This is a genomic window from Massilia sp. R2A-15 (assembly GCF_030704305.1).
Classification (GTDB): Bacteria; Pseudomonadota; Gammaproteobacteria; order Burkholderiales; family Burkholderiaceae_D; genus JAFCUW01.
Genome location: NZ_CP131935.1, coordinates 4577370 through 4597570, shown reverse-complemented (window position 1 = coordinate 4597570; position 20201 = coordinate 4577370). Strand labels below are relative to the sequence as shown.

Sequence of the window (20201 nt, the reverse complement as noted above, 5' to 3'; positions counted from 1 at the left end):
CTTATCCTTGATATTCTTCAGGGGTGAGCGTCTTCATCGACAGCGCGTGGATTTCTTCGCGCATGCGGTCGCCCAGCGCGGCGTACACCAGCTGGTGGCGGGCGATCGGGCGCTTGCCGGCAAACGCCGGCGAGACGATGACCGCGGTGAAGTGCTGGCCGTCGCCCTCGACTTCGAGGTGGGTGCATTCGAGGCCGTTGCTGATGTAGCTGTGGATCGCTTCGGGAGTAGTAGCCATGCTGGTTTCCTTTTAGTGGCGCAGGTTGTAGCCGCGCTTGAGCAAATTGACGGCGATCGACGCGAGCACCGCGAAGAAGGCGCTGACGATCGCGAGGCTGGTCCACGGCGAAATATCGGACTGGCCGAAGAAGCCGTAGCGGAAGCCGTCGATCATGTAGAAAAACGGATTGAAGTGCGATACCGCGAGCCAGAACGGCGGCAGCGACTTGATCGAGTAGAACACGCCGGCCAAAAAGGTCAGCGGCATGATCAGGAAGTTCTGGAACGCGGCGAGCTGGTCGAATTTTTCGGCCCAGACGCCGGCGATGACGCCCATCGTGCCGAGGATGGCGGCGCCGAGCAGCGCGAACACGACGATCCACAGCGGCGCGACGAAGGACAGGTGGGCGAACCAGGCGGTGATGACGAACACGCCGGCGCCGACGGCCAGGCCGCGCACCACGGAGGCCAGCACGTAGGCCGAGATGATCTCCCAGTGCGACAGCGGCGGCAGCAGGATGAACACCAGGTTGCCGGTGATCTTGGACTGGATCAGCGAGGACGATGAGTTGGCGAAGGCGTTCTGCAGCACGCTCATCATCACCAGGCCAGGGATCAGGAAGGCGGTGTACGACACGCCGGAGCCGGGATAGACCTCGATGCGGCCGTCAAGCACGTGGCCGAAGATCAGCAGGTACAGCATGGCGGTCAGGATCGGCGCCGCGACCGTTTGGGTGGCGACCTTCCAGAAGCGCAGCGTCTCCTTGTAGAGCAGGGTCTGGAAACCTACGGAAAACACGTTCACAGCGAACCTCCATCCATGATCTGCAAGAAGATATCTTCCAGATCGGCTTGTTGCAACTGCATTTCGTCGATCACGACGCCGGCTTCGCGCAGGCGCGCGAGAATCTGCTCGACTTCGGCGTATTCGTTCACGCGCAGGCTGTATTTTTTGCCATGGTTGTTCTCGTCGTGCGAGACCAGGTGGCGCAGGTCGTCCGGCAGCGTGCCGCTGGCCACGTGCACGATCAGCTGCGAGCCGGAGATACGGCGGATCAGCGACTTCATCGTGTCGAGCGCGACCACCTTCCCGGCGCGCAGCATCGCCACGCGCTGGCACATGGCCTGCGCTTCTTCCAGGTAGTGGGTGGTCAGCACGACCGTGTGGCCTTCGCGGTTCAGGCGCGAGATGAACTTCCACAAGCCCTGGCGCAGCTCGACGTCGACGCCGGCGGTCGGCTCGTCGAGCACGATCACGGGCGGCTTGTGCACCAGCGCCTGGGCGACGAGCACGCGGCGCTTCATGCCGCCCGACAGCGCGCGCATGTTGGTGTCGGCCTTGTTGGTCAGGTCGAGGTTTTCCATCACCTCGTCGATCCACTTGTCGTTGTTCTTCAGGCCGAAGTAGCCGGACTGCAGGCGCAGTGTTTCGCGCACCGTGAAGAACGGGTCGAACACCAGCTCCTGCGGCACCACGCCGAGCAGCTTGCGCGCGGCGCGGAAATCGGTGACGACATCGTGGCCGTGGATGGACACGCTGCCGGCGTCGGGGCGGATCAGGCCGGCGATGGTCGAAATCAGGGTGGTCTTGCCGGCGCCGTTGGGGCCGAGCAGGCCAAAAAATTCACCTTGCTCGATCGTCAGGGAAACGCCGCCCAAGGCCTTCAGGGACTTGTAGCTTTTCTCGACGTTGTTAATCTGGATTGCTGCTGTCATTCGTGTGCTTGGTGAATTTCGCGGGGGGAACGGTCAATTATAGGGGAAATTGCCGATGAGCCGCGGGGCGGCCCAGGATGGGGACTAGGCGTCCCCGTCGCTCCGCAGGACCAGACCCCGTGACGCGAGGGTCAATGATGCTGGAGGTCGGCCGGCGATGCGGCGAGGAGGGTATCGACGCCGTACAGCGTCAGCAGGCTTTGCAGGCTGACCGGCAGGTTCAGGAACGACAACGTGACGCCGGACTTGCGCGCCTGGCGCTGCAGCTCCAGCAGCACCGCCACGCCGGACGAGTCGGACGACTTGAGCGAGGCCAGGTCGAACACGGTCTGGCCGGCCCGCAGCGCGGCCAGGCCGCGCTCGAGCGCCGCCCGCGCGGTGGCGAACGTCAGGCTCTCGAGCGGCGCGGAAGAAGTCGATTCGGTCATTACTTCGACGACGCCTTGAGCGGCTTGTTGGCCAGGTCCTTGTTGCGCTCGGCCAGCTTCTTGATCAGGCCGTCGATCCCGCCCTTGCTGATCTCGGTGGCGAAGGTGCCGCGGTAGGTTTCCACCAGCCACGCGCCGAGCACGTTGATGTCGAAAATCTTCCAGCCCGACGGGCTCTTGGACAGGCGGTAGTTCAGCTGGATCGGCTCGCCGCGGGCGACGTTGACCACCGAGCGCACTTCGACTTCGGTGTCGGCCGGATCGGCGCGCATCGGCTTGAATTCCACGGTTTCGTTCTTGATCTGCGACAGCGCGCCCGAGTAGGTGTGGATCAGCAGCGTGCGGAACTCGTTCGACAGGGCGGTCTTCTGCTCAGGGGTGGCGTCGCGCCAGAAACGGCCGGCGGCCAGCGCGGTCATGCGCTGGAAATCGACGTACGGCAGGATCTTCGAATCGACCAGCTGGGTCACCTTGTTGACGTTGCCGGCCTGGATGTCCTTGTCGGCCTTGGCCGTTTCAATCACGTCGTTGCTGATGCGCTTGACGAGCACGTCCGGTGCTTCATTTGGCGCGGCGGTGGCGAATGCGGAAATTGCGATGGCGCTTAGTGCAATAAGTTGTTTGATCAGTTTCATATGCCCTCTTTCATGTTTGCGGGAACTACAGGCTGCAAACCGCGCGCAGTTGGCGGTACAGGATACGGGTTAACTACTTTGTCGGCGGTTCGGATGACACGGCCGGCTTTTTCTCGGCTGCGGGCTCGGGCGTCGGGCCCGGATCGTCCGGATACGCGTCCTTGATGGACTTGGCGTCGGACGGCTTGTCCGACTTCGGCGCCGGGGCCGGGGCTGGCGCAGGGGTCGGCGCGGCGCCGCCGGTCGGGCCCGGATCGTCCGGATAGGCCGCCTTGATGCTCTTGGCGTCGGCCGGCGCATCGTCCTTCTTGAGGATCTGCTTGAGCTTGGCCTTGCCGCCGCCGTCCATGATGCGGCTTTCGCGGCGCTGCAGGAAGCCGTCGCGGATGAATTCGTAGCGGTCGAGCGCGGCTTCTTCCATCAGGTTCGACGCGTCGAGCACCTGGGCGCGCTGGTCCACGGCGCGCACGGCGATGCCGATGTTGCGCGTGTGCACGGGATAGACATAGGCCCAGGGATCGGCGGTGACGTCGAGCGGGATGCCGGCGGTGTCGCGCACCGTGGACGGGCCCAGCAGCGGCAGCATCAGGTAGGGGCCGGACGGCACGCCCCAGGCGCCCAGGGTCTGGCCGAAGTCCTCGTTGTGCTTCTGCAAGCCGGCTTCCGAACCGATGTCGAGCAGGCCGCCCAAGCCCAGGGTCGAGTTGACCGAGAAGCGGGTCAGGTCGGAAAGGCCGTCGGCGCCCTTGCCTTGCAACAGGTTGTTCACGCCCGTCCACAGGTCCGACAGGTTGCCGAAGAAGTTGGACACGCCGGTCTGGACAAAACCAGGCAGCACCTGCTTGTAGGCGGTGGCGGCTGGCTTCAGGGCGACGCGGTCGACCGCGTCGTTGAACGCGAACATCTTGCGGTTGAATTTCTCGTACGGGTCGCGCGGGTTGGGACCCGTCGCGCAGCCGGCCAGGGCCGAGCAGGCGGCCAGCGCCAGCACGACCGAACGGGTGCGATTGGTGATCATTTTGCGCTGTCCTTTCCGTCCGCGGCCTTGCTGTAGATGAACTGGTTGATCAGGTCTTCCAGCACGGCGGCCGATTGGGTGCTGTTGATGCGGTCGCCCGCCTTCAGGTCGACGGTGTCGCCGCCCGGCACGATGCCGATGTACTGTTCGCCGAGCAGGCCGGCGGTGAGGATCTTCAGCGAGCTGTCCTTCGGGAACTTGTGGCCCGCGTCCATGTCCAGCGTGACCATCGCCTGGTAGGTCTTGTCGTCGAAGCGGATGTCGCCGACCCGGCCGACCACCACGCCGGCGCTCTTGACGGGCGCCTGCGGCTTCAGGCCGCCGATGTTGTCGAACTTGCCGGTGATGGCGTAGGTCTTGCTGAACGACAGGGTGCTCATGTTGCCGGCCTTGAGCGCCAGGAACACCAGCGAGGCCAGCCCCAACAGGACAAACAGGCCAACCCAGACATCGATCGTTTTGCGGTGCATAATTTATTTCCTAACTCTTGTTATTCGCCCGGACGGTGCCGGCGGATTCAATTACTTGTTGAACATCAGTGCGGTCAGCACGAAATCGAGGCCCCACACCATCAGCGAGGCGATCACCACGGTGCGCGTGGTGGCGCGCGAGACGTCTTCCGGGGTAGGCTCGGCGTGGTAGCCCTGGAACAGCGCCGTGAACGTGACGGCGATGCCGAACACCACGCTCTTGATCACGCCGTTCAACACGTCGGCGCGCACGTCGACGTTGGCCTGCATCTGCGACCAGAACGCGCCTTCGTCCACGCCGATCAGCTGCACGCCGACCAAGTAGCCGCCGAGCACGCCGACGGCACTGAAAATGGTCGCCAGCAGCGGCATCGCGATCACGCCGGCCCAGAAGCGCGGCGCCAGCACGCGCTGCACCGGGTTGATCGCCATCATTTCCATCGCGGACAACTGCTCGCCGGCCTTCATCAGGCCGATCTGCGCGGTCAGCGAGGTGCCGGCCCGGCCGGCGAACAGCAGCGCGGTGACGACCGGCCCCAGCTCGCGCACCAATGCGAGTGCGACAACCTGGCCGAGCTTTTGTTCCGCGCCGTAGGGCGTGAGCGTGATGTAGCCCTGCAGGCCCAGCACCATGCCGACGAACAGGCCGGAGACGACGATGATCACCAGCGAATAGTTGCCGATGAAATGGATCTGCTCGGAGATCAGCGCGGGCCGGCGCAGCGCGCCCGGCGTCACGCCCATCAGGCCGAAGAACGAGCGGGTGGCAAAGCCGATGTGGGCGATGCTTTCGCGGATGGGGCGGCCGATGCCGGCGAGGAGCGTGCCGATCATGCCGCCACCCCCAGGCCGAGGTCGTCGGCCAGCGCTGTGCCCGGATAATCGAACGGCACCGGGCCGTCCGCTTCGGCGTTGACGAACTGCTTGACGTAGGGGTCGGTCGACACTCGCATCTCGGCCGGCGTGCCCTGGGCGACGATCTTCCCGGCCGACATGAAGTACACGTAGTCGGCGATCGCGAAGCACTCGTGGACATCGTGCGAGACCAGGATCGAGGTCGAGCCGAGCGCGTCGTTGAGCTTGCGGATCAGGTTGGCGGTGACGCCCATCGAGATCGGGTCGAGGCCGGCGAACGGCTCGTCGTACATGATCAGTTCCGGGTCGAGCGCGATGGCGCGCGCGACGGCGACGCGGCGCGCCATGCCGCCCGAGATCTCGGACGGCTTGAGTTTGTGGGCGTTGCGCAGGCCGACGGCGTTGAGCTTCAGCAGCACCAGGTCGCGGATCAGTTCTTCCGGCAGGTTGGTGTGCTCGCGCAGCGGGAAGGCGACGTTGTCGAACACGGTCAGGTCGGTAAACAGCGCGCCGAACTGGAACAGCATGCCCATCTTGCGGCGCAGGCGGTACAGGCCGTCGGTGTCGAGCTGGTGCACCACTTCGCCGCCGACCTTCACCTCGCCTTTTTGCGGGCGGATCTGGCCGCCGATCAGGCGCAGCACGGTGGTCTTGCCGCAGCCGGAGCCACCCATGACGGCGACGACCTTCCCGCGCGGGAAGTCCATGCGCAGGTTGGACAGGATGACGCGCTCTCCATAGGCAAACTGCAGATCGCGGATTTCGACTAGATTGGACACAGGGGTAGTCAGTATTTGGGAATGCCGTATTGTAGTGCAGAAAGGTCAATCTCTGCTGGCCGGCGCCCGATTTGGCGCGCGCGGCGTGGCATAGAATACAACACTAATGAACGGCGAGTCAGATATTTCCTGCCGTAAGTGTCTGTTTTTATGCACATATTTATTTCCGCAGCGCAGCAACTGTGTGCGGAAATTAAAATACATACGTGTATGTAAATTGCAGCAGAAGTGGGAGATGGGGTCAGGTCCGCAGGACCGGACCCCGGCCGCGCCGCATGCAGTATCGGGGTCTGGTCCTGCGGACCTGACCCCACTTTCCTCACTGTCCCAGCGGTAGCAGCAGCGTGAACACGATCTCCGGCGCCTCGTAACGGTAAGCCAGCGAGCCACCGTGCCCGCGCGCGATCTGGTGCGCGATGTACAGGCCCAGCCCGACGCCCTTGCGGTTGCCCGGATTGTGCAGCGAGGTGTGCTTGAACGGGTCGAACAGCTTGTCGGCCACCGCGTCGGGAATCGGCGCGGCGTAGTTGCGCACGGTGATCACCGCGTCCTGGCCGTCCGCATGCAGACCGATCGTGATCGGCTTGCCCGCCTCGCCATGATGGCGCGCGTTCGACAGCAGGTTCGACAGCACCTGCACCAGGCGGTCGGGATCGACCATGGCGCTGACCGGCGCCGGCGCATCGAGCCGGAAGCTGGCGCCCGGATGCGCCGCGGCGACCTCCTCGACCAGGTCGGCCAGCATGGCGTTCAGGTTGGTGCGCACCAGCTGCATGCCGAGGCCAATGCCGCCGTTGATGCGGCTCATGTCGAGCACGTGCCCGATCAGCCGCTGCATGCGGTTGCTCGACGACTGGATGCGCCGCCCGATAGTCTCCGACTGCGAACCGCGTTCGAGCAGCGCGCCGGCCATGTTGATGGCCTGGAGCGGATCGCGCAGGTCGTGGCCCAGCATCGCCATCAGCTCGGTGCGCGCGCGTTCGATTTCGGCGTTGCGCGCGGCGACCGCGCGGCTGATTTTCGACAGCAGCTGGCTGGCGATAGTCAGCGAGGTGGCGTCCCAGGGCACGGCGCGGCCGCGCACGGTCTCGCGCCATTCGTCGAACGAGCCGCGCGGCGTCAGGCGCGGGCCGAGCGGTCCGATCGTGACAAGTTTGTCCGGCTTGCCGGCCCAGCGCACCGCTTCGATCTGCTCGGCGCGCAGCGCCAGCAGCATGCCGCGCGAGGAAGCGTCGAACGACATCGCCAGCATGCCCACCCATTTGCCGAGTCGGGGCCGCAGCGCGTCGGGCCAGTCGGCCAGGTCGCTGCGCTGGAACAGCACTTCGCCGTTGTCGGGGATGGTATCGAGGATGGCGCGCACCAGCGCGTGGTCGATGTCGCCGTGGCAGACGAATTCACCGTGCTGGGCGACCACCAGCGCGTCGGCGTGCAGCGCTTCGCACAGTTCAGGCGCATGCTCGCCCAGCGCGCGCAGCACCACGTCTTCATGGCTCATGGTCTCGAGCACGCGCGAACCCAGTTCCGCGGCGCGCTCGATGCCGGCCGCCTGGCCGCGCGCTTCCAGCGTCTGCACGCTCGAGGCGAGCACCTGGGCCAGCACGTCGGCCGCCATGCGGATCGAGTACGGCACCTGGCGCGGCGCCATGTGGTGGCAGGCCAGCATGCCCCACAGGCGGCCGCCGACGACGATCGAGATGCTCATCGACGCATGCACACCCATGTTCTGCAGGTACTCGATGTGGATCGGAGAGACGCTGCGCAGCACGCCGTGGCTCATGTCGAGCGGCGCGTCGCCCTCGCGGCCCAGCACCGGCACCGGCACGTAGCCGACGTCGGAGATCAGGCGAAGGGTGTTGATCAGGTACAGGCGCCGCGCCTGCGCCGGAATGTCGCTGGCCGGATAGCGCCGGCCCAGGTACGGCTCGATGGCGTCGCTGCACGCTTCGGCGACGACGTCGCCGCTGTCGTCGTGGCGGAAGCGGTAGGCCATCACGCGGTCGAAGCCTGTCAGCTGGCGCACCTGCTGCACCACCATCGCCAGCAGCGCATCGACCGACTGCTGGCGCTTCAGGCGGTCGATCGCGCCGTGCGCCTTCAATGCGAACGAGGCCACCACGTCCGAGCTGAGCGAGCGGCGCTCGAATTCGGCGATGATGCGCCCGTCGTGCGCGTGCACGATGCAGTCGAGCTCCTGGTCGCCGATGGTCACCTCGCAGGCCGACGGCATCGCTTCGCCCGCATCGAGGTCGGCGCCGGCCTGGTGAATCAGTTCGACCGCGGCGAGCGGCAAGTTCAATGACGCCAGTTCGGCGCCCAGGGACGGCTGCGCGCCGGTCACCTCAAGGCAGTTGGCGCTCCACGCGACGAGCAGGCGCTGCGCGCTGAACGCGAGCAGCGCGCCGTGCGGCTGGATCGAGCCGGGAATGTGGATCGGCTCGGCGGCGCAGTTGGCCAGGGTCAGGTCGATGTCACTCATGCGCGCCATCCATCAGCGCGAGCAGGCTGTCGAAGGCGTCGCAGGCGCCGGCGCAGGCGTCGGCCACGTCGCACGGCGCGGTCACACCGGCGCGCAGCTGGGCGATGAAGTGCTGCCAGCGCGCGCCGACCGCGGCGCCGTCGGCGCCGAGATAGGTCAGGGGATGCGGGGCCAGGGCGGCGCGCAAGCGTTTGAAGAGGACCGCGCCGCCCAGCTGCGAGCCTTCCACGACGTAGCACACGCCCCAGCGGTAGGCAGGGCCGGCGCCGGCGGGCCAGGAGGGCGCGGGCGGCGTGAGCAGGGGAAGCTGGGCCGGCATCGCGGGGTCGGCCAGGTCGGCGGCGATGATGGCCGCGCGCGGGCAGGGCGCGAGCACGGATGGATCCTGCGGGCCATCGTGGTAGCCGGCCAGCCAGGCTTCGATCGCGGCCAGCCAGGTGTGCAGCAGCGCCAGGTGCGCGCCATAATCTGCCAGCGACGGCGCGGCGGCCGCCAGCGGCATGGCGCGGTCAAGGACATCGTGGCGGTCGGCGGTCGCGCGGCGCAAGGCTCCCAGCACATCCGGTTCGACTAGATCTGGCACTTTTTCCAACCCCACCTCGCAGTTCGACCACGGCTGGGGATGGAAGGCTTTCCATGTGGCCACCGCATGTCAGTATGAAATCGTATCATGCGTGCCACTCATGCGGCGCGCGCGGGGCGTGCGTTTGACCAAGAGAACAAATGCAGGGGTGAATACTCGGTCACAGGCGCGGAGTATATACATATACATATTGACTTTTTCGCACGCCGCGAGAAATTGTGGGTAACATTCGCGCCAACAAATCGTTGCCTTTCGCAAACTTCCGTTATCCCATGAGACCGCTAATGAATCCGTTGTTACGACATTGTGTGCCGGTCGTCCTTTTTCTCGCGCAGGCGAGCGCGTTCGCGGGCGTGCTCGACGAACATCCCGGCCATTGGCTTGGCGACATGATCCTGCCCGGCGGACGCGTCGTGAAAGTCGGCGCCGAAGTGTTCACCAGGGCCGATGGTTCGGCGTGGGCCAGTTTTGCCAATCCGGACCTGGGCGCGTACAACATGCCGGTGAAGAAAATCAGCGAAATGGGCGAGACGGCGCTCGCGGACCTGGGTTTCGGTTCGATGACGCTGACGTGGGCCGAAGACCATTTCAAGGGCGAATGGAAGCAGGGCGGCGCGGCATTTCCCGTCGAGCTGAAGCAGGTCGCCGACTTCCCGAGGAAAGTGCGCAGCCAGACCCCGGTGGCGCCGCTTCCCTATCGAGAGGAAACGCTCGCGATCCCAAGCGGCGACGGTGTCATGCTGGGCGCGACGCTGTCCATGCCGGCCGGTGTCCGCCATCCGAAAGTGGTGATCCTGGTGCACGGCAGCGGCCCGCAGACGCGCGATGAAGAATTCGACGGGCACCGCACCTTTTCCGTGCTGGCAGACCACCTCGCGCGGCAAGGCATTGCGGTGCTGCGCTACGACAAGCGGGGCATTGGCCGGTCCACCGGCGACTATGCGAATCACACCCAGGCGCAGCTGATTGACGATGTTGGCGCGGCCGTTCAGGCGATGAGAGCGCGCAAGCAGTTTCGCCAGGTCGGCCCGTTGGGCCACAGCGAAGGACCGATGCTCGCGGCGCGTTACGCGGCCGCTCATCCGGGTGCGGTCGACTTCATCGTGTCGCTGGCGGGCGTCGGCCTGCCCGGCATTGACCTGATGCTGCTGCAGGACCGGATGGCGGCGGCCGACCATGGCGCCGATGAAGCGGCGGTGGCGCGCTTGATGCCGTATGTGCGCAACTACTACCAGATCGTCATGACGCAGTCCGAACCGGCTGCGCGGGTCACCGCGCTCAAGGCGCTGTACGAAGGATTGTCGCCGGAAGACCGCGCGCTGGTGGTCAAGCACCGGATGAATCAGGGCACGCTGTCGACTGCGATGGCCGCGAAGCCGATGCTGCCCGTGCTGTTGAAGGCGAACCCGGTCGATGACTGGCGCGCCGTGCGCTGCCCGGTGCTGGCCCTGAACGGCAGCGTCGATCGCCAGGTGCCCGTCGAAAGCATGGAGGGCATCGTGGCAGCGTTGAAGGCGGGCGGGAACAGGAAGGTGGAGTCGGCCGTCATGCCCTCGCTCAATCACATGTTCCAGACCGCGAAAACCGGCAAGGAAGACGAGTATGGCGCGCTCGACGAAACGATCGCGCCGGCGGCGCTGAGCAAGGTCACGGCGTTCGTTCGCAAGCAGTAGCTGACTTGAAGATGGGGTCAGGTCCGCAGGACCAGACCCCGATGGAGCAGGCGCCGCGTCACGCAGCCGGGGTCTGGTCTTGCGGACCTGACCCCATGTTGGTCGTCGATGCTGCGATCAGCGCGGCAGAACCGAGCTGCCCATCAGGAACTCGTCGACGGCGCGCGCGCACTGGCGGCCTTCGCGGATCGCCCACACCACCAGCGACTGCCCGCGCCGCATGTCGCCCGCCGCGAACACCTTCGGCACCGACGTCGCATAGCAACCTTCCCCGTCGGTCGTCGCGCGCGCATTGCCGCGGGTGTCCTTGTCCACGCCGAATGCATCCAGCACCTGCTGCACCGGAGAGACGAAGCCCATCGCCAGCAGCACCAGGTCGGCCTTCATCTCGAATTCGGAATCCGGCACCTCGGTCATTTTGCCGTCCTTCCATTCGACCTTGCAGGCGATGAGCTTCTCGACCTTGCCTCCCTTGCCTTCCAGTCGTTTGGTCGCCACCGCCCAATCGCGCTCGCAGCCTTCTTCGTGCGACGACGAGGTGCGCAGCTTGGTCGGCCAGTACGGCCATACCAGCGGCTTGTTTTCCTGCTCCGGCGGCTGCGGCATCAGTTCGAACTGCGCCACCGACGCGGCGCCGTGGCGGTTCGAGGTGCCTACGCAGTCGGAACCCGTGTCGCCGCCGCCGATGACGACGACGTGCTTGCCATTGGCCTTGATCTGGTCCTTGACCTTGTCGCCGGCGTTGACCTTGTTCTGCAGCGGCAGGAAATCCATCGCGAAGTGCACGCCCTTCAGCTCGCGGCCCGGCACCGGCAAGTCGCGCGGCTGCTCGGCGCCGCCGGCGAGGATGATGGCGTCGAAGTCCTTTTCCAGGTCTTCGGGGAAGATGGTTTCCTTCGCCCAGTTGTTGACCGTCGCCGGGAAGTCCTTGCCGATCAGGGTGCTGGTGCGGAACACCACACCTTCGGCCTCCATCTGCTTGACGCGCAGGTCGATGTGCGACTTCTCCATCTTGAAGTCGGGGATACCGTAGCGCAGCAGGCCGCCCACGCGGTCGCTCTTTTCAAAGACGGTGACGGCGTGGCCGGCGCGCGCCAGCTGCTGTGCCGCGGCCAGGCCGGCGGGGCCGGAGCCGACCACCGCGACCTTCTTGCCGGTCAGCTTTTCAGGCGGCTGCGGCAGCACCCACCCGTGCTCCCAGCCGGTGTCGATGATCTTGTGCTCGATCGACTTGATCCCAACCGGGTCGCTGTTGATGCCCAGCGTGCAGGCCGACTCGCACGGCGCGGGGCAAACGCGGCCGGTGAACTCGGGGAAGTTGTTGGTCGAGTGCAGATTGTCGAGCGCGGCGCGGTAGTGGCCGTGATAGACCAGGTCGTTCCAGTCCGGGATCACGTTGTTGACCGGGCAGCCGGTGTTGCAGAAGGGGATGCCGCAGTCCATGCAGCGCGCCGCCTGCACCTTGGCCTGCGGGTCGGACAGGTGCAGCACGAATTCCTGGTAGTTCTTGACCCGCGCCGGCGCCGGCAGATATTCCTCGTCCTGGCGCTGAAATTCCATGAAGCCGGTGATTTTACCCACGATGATTCCTTTATATTTTTTCGCTGTCGTTCCCGCGTAGGCGGGAACCCATACTGAGCGTGATCCGCTGAACCGCATGTTCAGCATAGGCACCTGCCTTCGCAGGTGCGACGGCTTACGCGGCGATTTTCTCGGCCGCTTCTTCCATGCTGCTGTTGTGCATCTCTTCCAGCGCGCGCTTGTACTCGGTCGGGAAGACCTTGACGAACTTGGCGCGGCCCTCGGCCCAGTTGTCGAGCAGGTAGCGCGCCCGAGTGCTGCCGGTGTGCTTGAAGTGGCGCTCGATCAGGCGCTTCAGGATCGCTTCGTCCGACTCGCGCTCGCCGTCGCGGGTCTGGCTGTGCCAGCCGGCGATATCGCCCTGTTCCTTGGCACTATGGACACGCTCGAGGTTGACCATCGTGGTGTTGCAGCGCTTCTCGAAGTCGCCGGCCGGATCGTAGACATACGCCACGCCGCCCGACATGCCGGCCGCGAAATTGCGCCCGGTCGCGCCGAGCACGACGACGGTGCCGCCGGTCATGTACTCGCAGCCATGGTCGCCGCAGCCTTCGACCACCGCGGTCGCGCCCGAATTGCGCACCGCGAATCGCTCGCCGGCCACGCCGTTGAAGAAGGCCTCGCCGGAAATCGCGCCGTACAGAACGGTGTTGCCGACGATGATGTTGTCCACCGCCCAGCCGCGGAACTCGGTGTTCGGCCGCACGATGATGCGCCCGCCCGACAGGCCCTTGCCGACGTAGTCGTTGCCTTCGCCGACCAGGTCGAGCGTGATGCCGGCGGCGAGGAAGGCAGCTGCCGACTGCCCCGCCGTGCCTTGCAGCTGGATGTGGATGGTGTCGTCCGGCAGGCCGGCATGGCCGTAGCGCTTGGCCACTTCGCCCGACAACATGGTGCCCACCGTGCGGTTGACGTTGCGCACCGGCGAAATGAACGAGACGCGCTCGCCCTTTTCCAGCGCCGCCTTGGCCTGCGCGATCAGCTTGTGGTCGAGCGCCTTTTCCAGGCCGTGTTCCTGGCCTTCCGTATGGTAGACGGTCATGCCCGGCTTGACTTGCGGCTGGTAGAAGATCGCCGAGAAGTCCAGGCCCTGCGCCTTCCAGTGCGTGATCGCCTTCGACTTGTCCAGCAGGTCGGCGCGGCCGATCAATTCGTCGAAGGTGCGGATGCCCAGCTGCGCCATCAGCTGGCGCGCTTCCTCAGCGACGAAGAAGAAGTAGTTGACCACGTGTTCCGGCTTGCCCGAGAACTTCGCGCGCAGGACCGGGTCTTGCGTGGCGACGCCGACCGGGCAGGTGTTCAGGTGGCACTTGCGCATCATGATGCAGCCCTCGACCACCAGCGGCGCGGTGGCGAAACCGATTTCGTCGGCGCCGAGCATCGCTGCGATGACCACGTCGCGGCCGGTCTTCATCTGGCCATCGGCCTGCACGCGGATGCGGCTGCGCAGGCCGTTCAAGACCAGCGTCTGTTGCGTTTCGGCCAGGCCCAGCTCCCACGGCGTGCCGGCGTGCTTGACCGACGACAGCGGCGAGGCGCCGGTGCCGCCGTCATGGCCGGCGACGACCACGTGGTCGGCCTTGGCCTTGGTGACGCCGGCGGCGACCGTGCCGATGCCCACTTCCGACACCAGCTTGACCGAGATCGAGGCGCGCGGGTTGGCGTTCTTCAGGTCGTGGATCAACTGCGCCAGGTCTTCGATCGAGTAGATGTCGTGGTGCGGCGGCGGCGAAATCAGGCCGACGCCCGGCACCGAGAAGCGCAGGCTGGCGATGTATTCCGAGACCTTGTGGCCGGGCAGCTGGCCGCCTTCGCCGGGTTTCGCGCCCTGCGCCATCTTGATCTGAATCTGGTCGGCCGAGTTGAGGTACTCCGCGGTGACGCCGAAGCGGCCCGACGCGACCTGCTTGATGCGCGAGCGCAGCGAGTCGCCGTCCTGCAGCGGAATGTCGACGACGACGTTCTTCTCGCCGATCACCGACGACATGGTCTGGCCCTGTTTGATCGGGATGCCCTTCAGCTCCTGGGTGTAGCGCGCCGGGTCTTCGCCGCCTTCGCCGGTGTTGGACTTGCCGCCGATACGGTTCATCGCGATCGCCAGCGTGGCGTGGGCTTCGGTACTGATCGAGCCCAGCGACATCGCGCCGGTGGCGAAGCGCTTGACGATTTCCTTGGCCGGCTCCACTTCGTCGATGGCGATCGCCTTCGATGGATCGAGCTTGAACTCGAACAGGCCGCGCAGGGTCAGGTGGCGGCGGCTCTGGTCGTTGATGATCTGCGCGTATTCCTTGTAGCTGTTGAAGTTGTTGGCGCGGGTCGAATGCTGCAGCTTGGCGATCGCGTCCGGCGTCCACATGTGGTCTTCGCCGCGAACGCGGTAGGCGTACTCGCCGCCGGTGTCGAGGTTCTCTTCCAGCAGCGGGTCGTTGCCGAACGCGAGGCTGTGCAGGCGCAGCGCTTCCTCGGCCACTTCGAACACGCCGATGCCTTCGACGCCCGAGGCGGTGCCGCGGAAGTATTTGTCGACCAGCGACTTGTTCAGGCCGACCGCCTCGAAGATCTGCGCGCCGCAGTACGACATGTAGGTGGAGATGCCCATCTTCGACATCACCTTCAGCAGGCCCTTGCCGATCGCCTTGGTGTAGTTGTAGATGGCGGTGTCGCCCGACAGGTCGCCGGCCAGGCCTTGCGACAGTTCGACCAGGGTCTCCATCGCCAGGTAGGGGTGCACGGCTTCGGCGCCGTAGCCGGCCAGCAGCGCGAAGTGATGGGTCTCGCGCGCGGAGCCGGTTTCCACCACCAGGCCGGTGGAGGCGCGCAGGCCGCGGCCGACCAGGTGCTGGTGGATGGTGGAGGTGGCCAGCAGCGCGGGAATCGCCACTTGCGCGCTCGATACCGCGCGGTCGGACACGATCAGGATATTGTGGCCGGACTTGACGGCATCGACCGCTTCGGCACACAGCGAGGCGAGCGAGGCTTCGATGCCTTCCTTGCCCCACGCGACCGGGTAGCAAATATTCAGCTCGTACGACTTGAACTTGCCGCCGGTGTGCGCGCTGATGCCGCGCAGGCGCACCATGTCGTTAAAGCCCAGCACCGGCTGCGACACTTCGAGGCGCATCGGCGGGTTGACGTTGTTCGTGTCGAGCAGGTTCGGCTTGGGGCCGATGAAGGACACCAGCGACATCACCATCGCCTCGCGGATCGGGTCGATCGGCGGGTTGGTCACCTGGGCGAACAGCTGCTTGAAGTAGTTATACAGAGGTTTGAGCTTGTTCGACATCACCGCCAGCGGCGAGTCGTTGCCCATCGAGCCGGTGGCTTCCTCGCCCAGCAGCGCCATCGGCGCCATCAGGAACTTGAGGTCTTCCTGGGTGTAGCCGAACGCCTGCTGGCGATCGAGCACGGTGGTGGCGGGCTTCTCGCCCTGCGCCGGCGTGTCTTTCGCACGGTTGTGCGCCAGCTGGCTTTCGGACAGCTTCATTTCGCCCAGCTTGATGCGCACAGAATTGATCCAGGCCTTGTACGGCTTGGCGTTGGCGTAGGTGTCCTTCAGTTCCTTGTCGTCGATGATGCGGCCCGCTTCGAGGTCGATCAGGAACATCTTGCCCGGCTGGAGGCGCCACTTCTGGATGATCTTCGATTCGGGGATCGGCAGCACGCCGGACTCGGACGCCATCACCACCAGGTCGTCGTCGGTGACGATGTAGCGCGCCGGCCGCAAGCCGTTGCGGTCCAGGGTGCCGCCGATGTGGCGGCCGTCGGTGAAGGCCATCGCGGCCGGGCCGTCCCACGGCTCCATCATCGACGCATAGTACTCGTAGAAGGCCTTGCGGTTGTCGTCCATCAGCGTATGGTTCTCCCACGCTTCCGGGATCATCATCATCATCGCCTGGGCGATCGGGTAGCCGGACATGATCAGCAGTTCGAGCGCGTTGTCGAAGCAGGCGGTGTCGGACTGGCCTTCGTAAATCAGCGGGAACAGCTTGCCCAGGTCGTCGCCCAGCACGGCCGACTTCATCACGCCTTCGCGCGCGCGCATCCAGTTGAAGTTGCCCTTGACGGTGTTGATCTCGCCGTTGTGGGCGATCAGGCGGTACGGGTGGGCCAGCGGCCACTCGGGGAAGGTGTTGGTGGAGAAGCGCTGGTGCACCAGCGCCAGCGCCGAGATGCAGCGCGGGTCTTGCAGGTCCTTGTAGTACACGCCCACCTGGTCGGCCAGCAGCAGGCCCTTGTAGACGATGGTGCGGGCCGACATCGACGGCACGAAGAACTCCTTGCCGTGAATGAGCTTCAGCGCCTGGATCGCGTGGCCGGACGATTTGCGGATCACGTACAGTTTGCGCTCGAGCGCGTCGGTGACCATGATGTCCGGACCGCGGCCGATGAAGATCTGGCGGATCACCGGCTCCTTGGCGCGCACGGTCGGCGACATCGGCATCGCTTCGTCGATCGGCACGTTGCGCCAACCGAGGATCACCTGGCCTTCGATGCGCACGGCGCGTTCGATTTCCTGCTCGCAGGCGATGCGCGAGGCATTTTCCTTCGGCAGGAACACCATGCCGACGCCGTATTCGCCGGGCGGCGGCAGTTCGACGCCTTGCTTGGCCATTTCGTCGCGGTAGTATTGGTCGGGGATCTGGATCAGGATGCCGGCGCCGTCGCCCATCAGCTTGTCCGCCCCGACGGCGCCGCGGTGGTCGAGGTTTTTCAGGATCAGCAGGCCCTGCTCGATGATGGAGTGGCTTTTGTTGCCCTTGATGTGGGCGATGAATCCAACGCCGCAGGCATCGTGTTCGTTGGAGGGGTCGTACAAGCCTTGGGCAATCATTTGCGTTCTCCACAACTTTGACAGGTGAAAAACGAGAATAGTGCAATGCAGCAGAAGCCGTCAATTAGAACAATTAGGGTCGGAGTCAAATTAAATTTGCCGTGTTGCGCGGCAAATTTAAATGGGGACAGAGTAGATCGGATTTTTGCGATTGGTCCGGGAACGCTTGCTCAGCATGGGTTCCAGCCTTCGCTGGAACGACAGATCGAGTGTTGTTGGCCATAAAACCGTCGTTCCTGCGAAGGCAGGAACCCATACTGAGCTTGAATCGCTGACGAATCAGCCCTCTGCCGGCTTGACCTTGAACGGCCTGCCGCGCTTGGCCGGCAGCACCTGGCGCTTGGCCTTGTTCTGCAAATCGACCTTGAACGCATCCGACCCCAACGGCCAGCCCTTGAGCACCGCCTGCTCGATCGCGGCCAGTTGCGCCCCGCTCAGTCCGCGCTCTGCCAGTTCCTTGTACGCCGCCTCGCGTTGGAACGGCGTGTTCCCCAGCGCCCAGTACAGCCCATGGTCGGTGATCACCGGATCGGGCCTCACACCCGCGTGATGCGCGTAGCTCGACCACGGATACGCGAGCGCATCTGCGGCGGCGTGCGCGCGCACCGGCGTCAATTCGATGTATTGACTGCATTGCATCAGGAAGGCCGGCGCCTCGATCACCGAGGTCTTGAAGCGGCCCTGGAACAGGCTACCGGAGCGCCCGTATTTGGCGTTGTACCAGGGAACGTAGTAGCGGCCGACGCGCTGCAGCGCCAGCGCCAGCCCGTCCTCGTCCGACGGAGTGGCCAGCAGCTGCAGCTGGGACGGCATCAGCACGTAGGCGTGGATCGCGACCTTGTACGCCTTCGCGCTGTCGCGCAGCCAGCCGAGAAAGCGATCGTAATCCTCCGGCTCGCGGAAAATCGCCTGATGGTCATGGCCGTGCTGGACCACGTGGTGGGCTTGAAGGGGGACGACGAGGCGGGGAAGACGGGCCATGGCGGTGTAAATCGGGCGGAAATCCCGATTCTACACCACCCTGTCCCTAATTGATTTTAAGAAAGGCCAAATTTGGGCTGACCCTGTCCCTATTTACGTTCACAGCAGGGTGAAACCGGCCGACAGGCTGTATCCCTCGCCGTAGGCACTGCGCAGCGGCAGGTCCTGGCCCAGGCCGCTGCGCGCCTTCTTGCGCAGGCGGTACACCAGCATGTCGACCCGGCGGCTGGCGTCGGGGTCGTCGCCGCCCATGCCGGCCACGATCACCTGGCGCGGCACCGGACGGGTATTAATGGTCAGCAGATGCAGGAAGTTGCACTCTTTTTCCGTCAGATCGATGACGCTGCCCGACAGTTCCAGCTGGCGCGCGCTCACGCGCAGGGTCCACTTGGTCGGCGCCGGCAGCGCCGCTTCCTGCGGACGCACGCGCCGGTCGAGCGCCTCAATGTGGGCGGCCAGCTCGGGAAACTTGATCGGCTTGGTCAGGTAGTGGTCGGCGCCGAGGCGCAAGCCGAGGATGCGGTTGTCGAACGCGACCCTGCCGGTCAGCACCAGCAGCCCGATCTCGGGGTACAGCTGGCGCATGCGGGGAATGACGTTGAAGCCATCTTCGTCGGGCAAACCGAGGTCGAGCACGACCACTGCGGTCGGCGTCTTGGTCAGCGCGGCCCACATTTCTGCGGCGGTCGTGGCGATCGTGACATCATGATTGAGCTCCACCAGGAACTCCGCCATGTCTCCGGCGTATTCGCCGTTGTCTTCAACGATCAGTATCTGCGTCATGGGTTGGTCGTGTTGTTTTTTGTCTCATTAAGGCTGGGCATTGTCGGGGCCCAGTGCCAACCTAATTTTGTTACCGGAATTATCACTTGTGTCACCAGATGATGCAACAAGTTTCCCGGAAGACTCACGTATTGGCAGGAAGATTGTGAACACGGCGCCTTCCGCACCGGCCGGCTCGACGCCGACCGTGCCGCCGTGGACTTCGACCACCGAACGCGCCATGTACAGGCCGAGGCCGGAGCCGGGCCGCGCGCCGGCATTGCTGCCGCGCCGCGACTTGGCGAAGATGAGTTCGGTTTCGCCCTCGGGCACGCCGGCGCCGTGGTCGCGCACCCGCAACTCGATGCCGCCCTCGGTGCGCTGGCCCGACAGGGCGATCGGCGTGCCGGCCGGCGAATACTGCAACGCGTTGTCGACCAGCACCTTCAGCGCCAGCCGCAAGCCCTGCGGCTCGCCGCGCAGCGTGTCCGGCAGGTCGCCCAGCGCCAGCGTTGCGTGGCGCCCGGCCGCGCGCGCGAGCAGGGCGCCTTCTTCCAGCAGCCGGCGCGGATTGATGCTGTCGGTGCGGCGCACGGTGCCGCTGGCCTCGACCCGGTCCGGCGACAGGTACTGGTCGAGCATGCCGATCAGGCGTTCGACCGCGGCCGAGATGCGGCGGTAGCGCTCGCGCGTGGGCTGGTCGGCATCGGCGCCGGTCACTTCCAGCCGCTGGATGGCGCCGTCGATGGTCGACAGCGGCGTGCGGAATTCGTGGTTGAGCATGCTGGCAAAGCGGCGCCGGCCGGCCTCATGCTCGCGGCGCGCCGACAGGTCGCGGATCAGGCCGACGAGCACGGACGGCTGGCCGGCCTGGTCGACCAGCACGCTGGAGATGATTTCCACCGGGACAAGGTGGCCGTCGCGATGCGGGAAGTCGAATTCGCGCACCAGCTTCAGGCGGCTCAGGTCGCCGGCGACGAAGCGCGCCAGGCGCGCCGGCAGGCCCGCCATTACCGGCACAAGCGCGCCGCCGGCCATCTGGCCGCGCAGCTCGTCGGGGCTGTAGCCAACCAGCTGTTCCACCGAGGCGCTGATGTAGGTGGGCTCGCCGGTGCGGCAATCGACGATGCAGGCGACGTCGCCTCCGATCTCGGCAATGGTGCGAAACTGGTCGGCGGCGCCTGGCGTCAT

At 65.4% G+C, this 20201-nt stretch carries 17 protein-coding genes; 1 reads left to right on the top strand and 16 read right to left on the bottom strand.

Annotated features, from left to right (window positions below):
- Position 1 precedes the first annotated feature (1 nt).
- From Q4S45_RS21200 to Q4S45_RS21150, 11 genes are all read right to left on the bottom strand, one after another.
- Positions 2-238, bottom strand: a complete 237-nt coding sequence (locus Q4S45_RS21200; RefSeq protein ID WP_305507379.1) for a BolA family protein — start codon at positions 236-238, stop codon at positions 2-4.
- 12 nt (positions 239-250) lie between these two features.
- A complete protein-coding gene (locus Q4S45_RS21195; protein ID WP_305507378.1) occupies positions 251-1024 on the bottom strand; it encodes an ABC transporter permease in 774 nt (257 codons plus the stop codon).
- On the bottom strand, positions 1021-1935 hold the full coding sequence (locus tag Q4S45_RS21190) for an ABC transporter ATP-binding protein (RefSeq protein WP_305507377.1): 915 nt from the start codon (positions 1933-1935) through the stop codon (positions 1021-1023). Before Q4S45_RS21190 ends, Q4S45_RS21195 begins: the two co-directional genes overlap by 4 nt.
- Before the next feature lie 131 nt (positions 1936-2066).
- Positions 2067-2363: a lipid asymmetry maintenance protein MlaB gene (locus Q4S45_RS21185; RefSeq protein ID WP_305507376.1), complete on the bottom strand. Its 297-nt coding sequence runs from the start codon at positions 2361-2363 to the stop codon at positions 2067-2069.
- Positions 2363-2998, bottom strand: a complete 636-nt coding sequence (locus tag Q4S45_RS21180) for a phospholipid-binding protein MlaC (RefSeq protein ID WP_305507375.1) — start codon at positions 2996-2998, stop codon at positions 2363-2365. The genes Q4S45_RS21185 and Q4S45_RS21180 overlap by 1 nt, the downstream gene beginning before the upstream one ends.
- A gap of 73 nt (positions 2999-3071) precedes the next feature.
- Complete coding sequence (locus tag Q4S45_RS21175) at positions 3072-4016, bottom strand: VacJ family lipoprotein (RefSeq protein WP_305507374.1); 945 nt, start codon at positions 4014-4016, stop codon at positions 3072-3074.
- The gene (gene mlaD / locus Q4S45_RS21170; RefSeq protein ID WP_305507373.1) at positions 4013-4486 is read right to left on the bottom strand and encodes an outer membrane lipid asymmetry maintenance protein MlaD; all 474 of its coding nucleotides are present in this window, start codon (positions 4484-4486) and stop codon (positions 4013-4015) included. Before mlaD ends, Q4S45_RS21175 begins: the two co-directional genes overlap by 4 nt.
- 51 nt (positions 4487-4537) lie before the next feature.
- Positions 4538-5320, bottom strand: coding sequence for a lipid asymmetry maintenance ABC transporter permease subunit MlaE (mlaE, locus tag Q4S45_RS21165; protein ID WP_305507372.1), 783 nt, complete (start codon positions 5318-5320; stop codon positions 4538-4540).
- Positions 5317-6120, bottom strand: coding sequence for an ABC transporter ATP-binding protein (locus tag Q4S45_RS21160; RefSeq protein ID WP_305507371.1), 804 nt, complete (start codon positions 6118-6120; stop codon positions 5317-5319). Before Q4S45_RS21160 ends, mlaE begins: the two co-directional genes overlap by 4 nt.
- Positions 6121-6439: 319 nt before the next feature.
- Entirely contained in the window at positions 6440-8599 is a 2160-nt protein-coding gene (locus tag Q4S45_RS21155) for an ATP-binding protein (protein ID WP_305507370.1), read from the bottom strand.
- Positions 8592-9182: a biliverdin-producing heme oxygenase gene (locus Q4S45_RS21150; protein ID WP_305507369.1), complete on the bottom strand. Its 591-nt coding sequence runs from the start codon at positions 9180-9182 to the stop codon at positions 8592-8594. Before Q4S45_RS21150 ends, Q4S45_RS21155 begins: the two co-directional genes overlap by 8 nt.
- 308 nt (positions 9183-9490) lie before the next feature.
- Between Q4S45_RS21150 and Q4S45_RS21145 the strand changes: the two genes are divergently transcribed.
- Complete coding sequence (locus tag Q4S45_RS21145; protein WP_305507368.1) at positions 9491-10855, top strand: S9 family peptidase; 1365 nt, start codon at positions 9491-9493, stop codon at positions 10853-10855.
- 117 nt (positions 10856-10972) lie between these two features.
- Here Q4S45_RS21145 and Q4S45_RS21140 read toward each other — a convergent pair whose 3' ends face one another.
- From Q4S45_RS21140 to Q4S45_RS21120, 5 genes are all read right to left on the bottom strand, one after another.
- The gene (locus Q4S45_RS21140; RefSeq protein WP_305507367.1) at positions 10973-12436 is read right to left on the bottom strand and encodes a glutamate synthase subunit beta; all 1464 of its coding nucleotides are present in this window, start codon (positions 12434-12436) and stop codon (positions 10973-10975) included.
- Between the two features lie 115 nt (positions 12437-12551).
- A complete protein-coding gene (locus Q4S45_RS21135; RefSeq protein WP_305507366.1) occupies positions 12552-17267 on the bottom strand; it encodes a glutamate synthase-related protein in 4716 nt (1571 codons plus the stop codon).
- Positions 17268-17546: 279 nt separating this feature from the next.
- The gene (locus Q4S45_RS21130) at positions 17547-18248 is read right to left on the bottom strand and encodes a transposase (RefSeq protein ID WP_305507365.1); all 702 of its coding nucleotides are present in this window, start codon (positions 18246-18248) and stop codon (positions 17547-17549) included.
- Between the two features lie 99 nt (positions 18249-18347).
- Positions 18348-19031, bottom strand: a complete 684-nt coding sequence (locus Q4S45_RS21125; protein WP_305507364.1) for a response regulator transcription factor — start codon at positions 19029-19031, stop codon at positions 18348-18350.
- A gap of 27 nt (positions 19032-19058) precedes the next feature.
- Positions 19059-20201, bottom strand: coding sequence for a PAS domain-containing sensor histidine kinase (locus tag Q4S45_RS21120; protein WP_305507363.1), 1143 nt, complete (start codon positions 20199-20201; stop codon positions 19059-19061).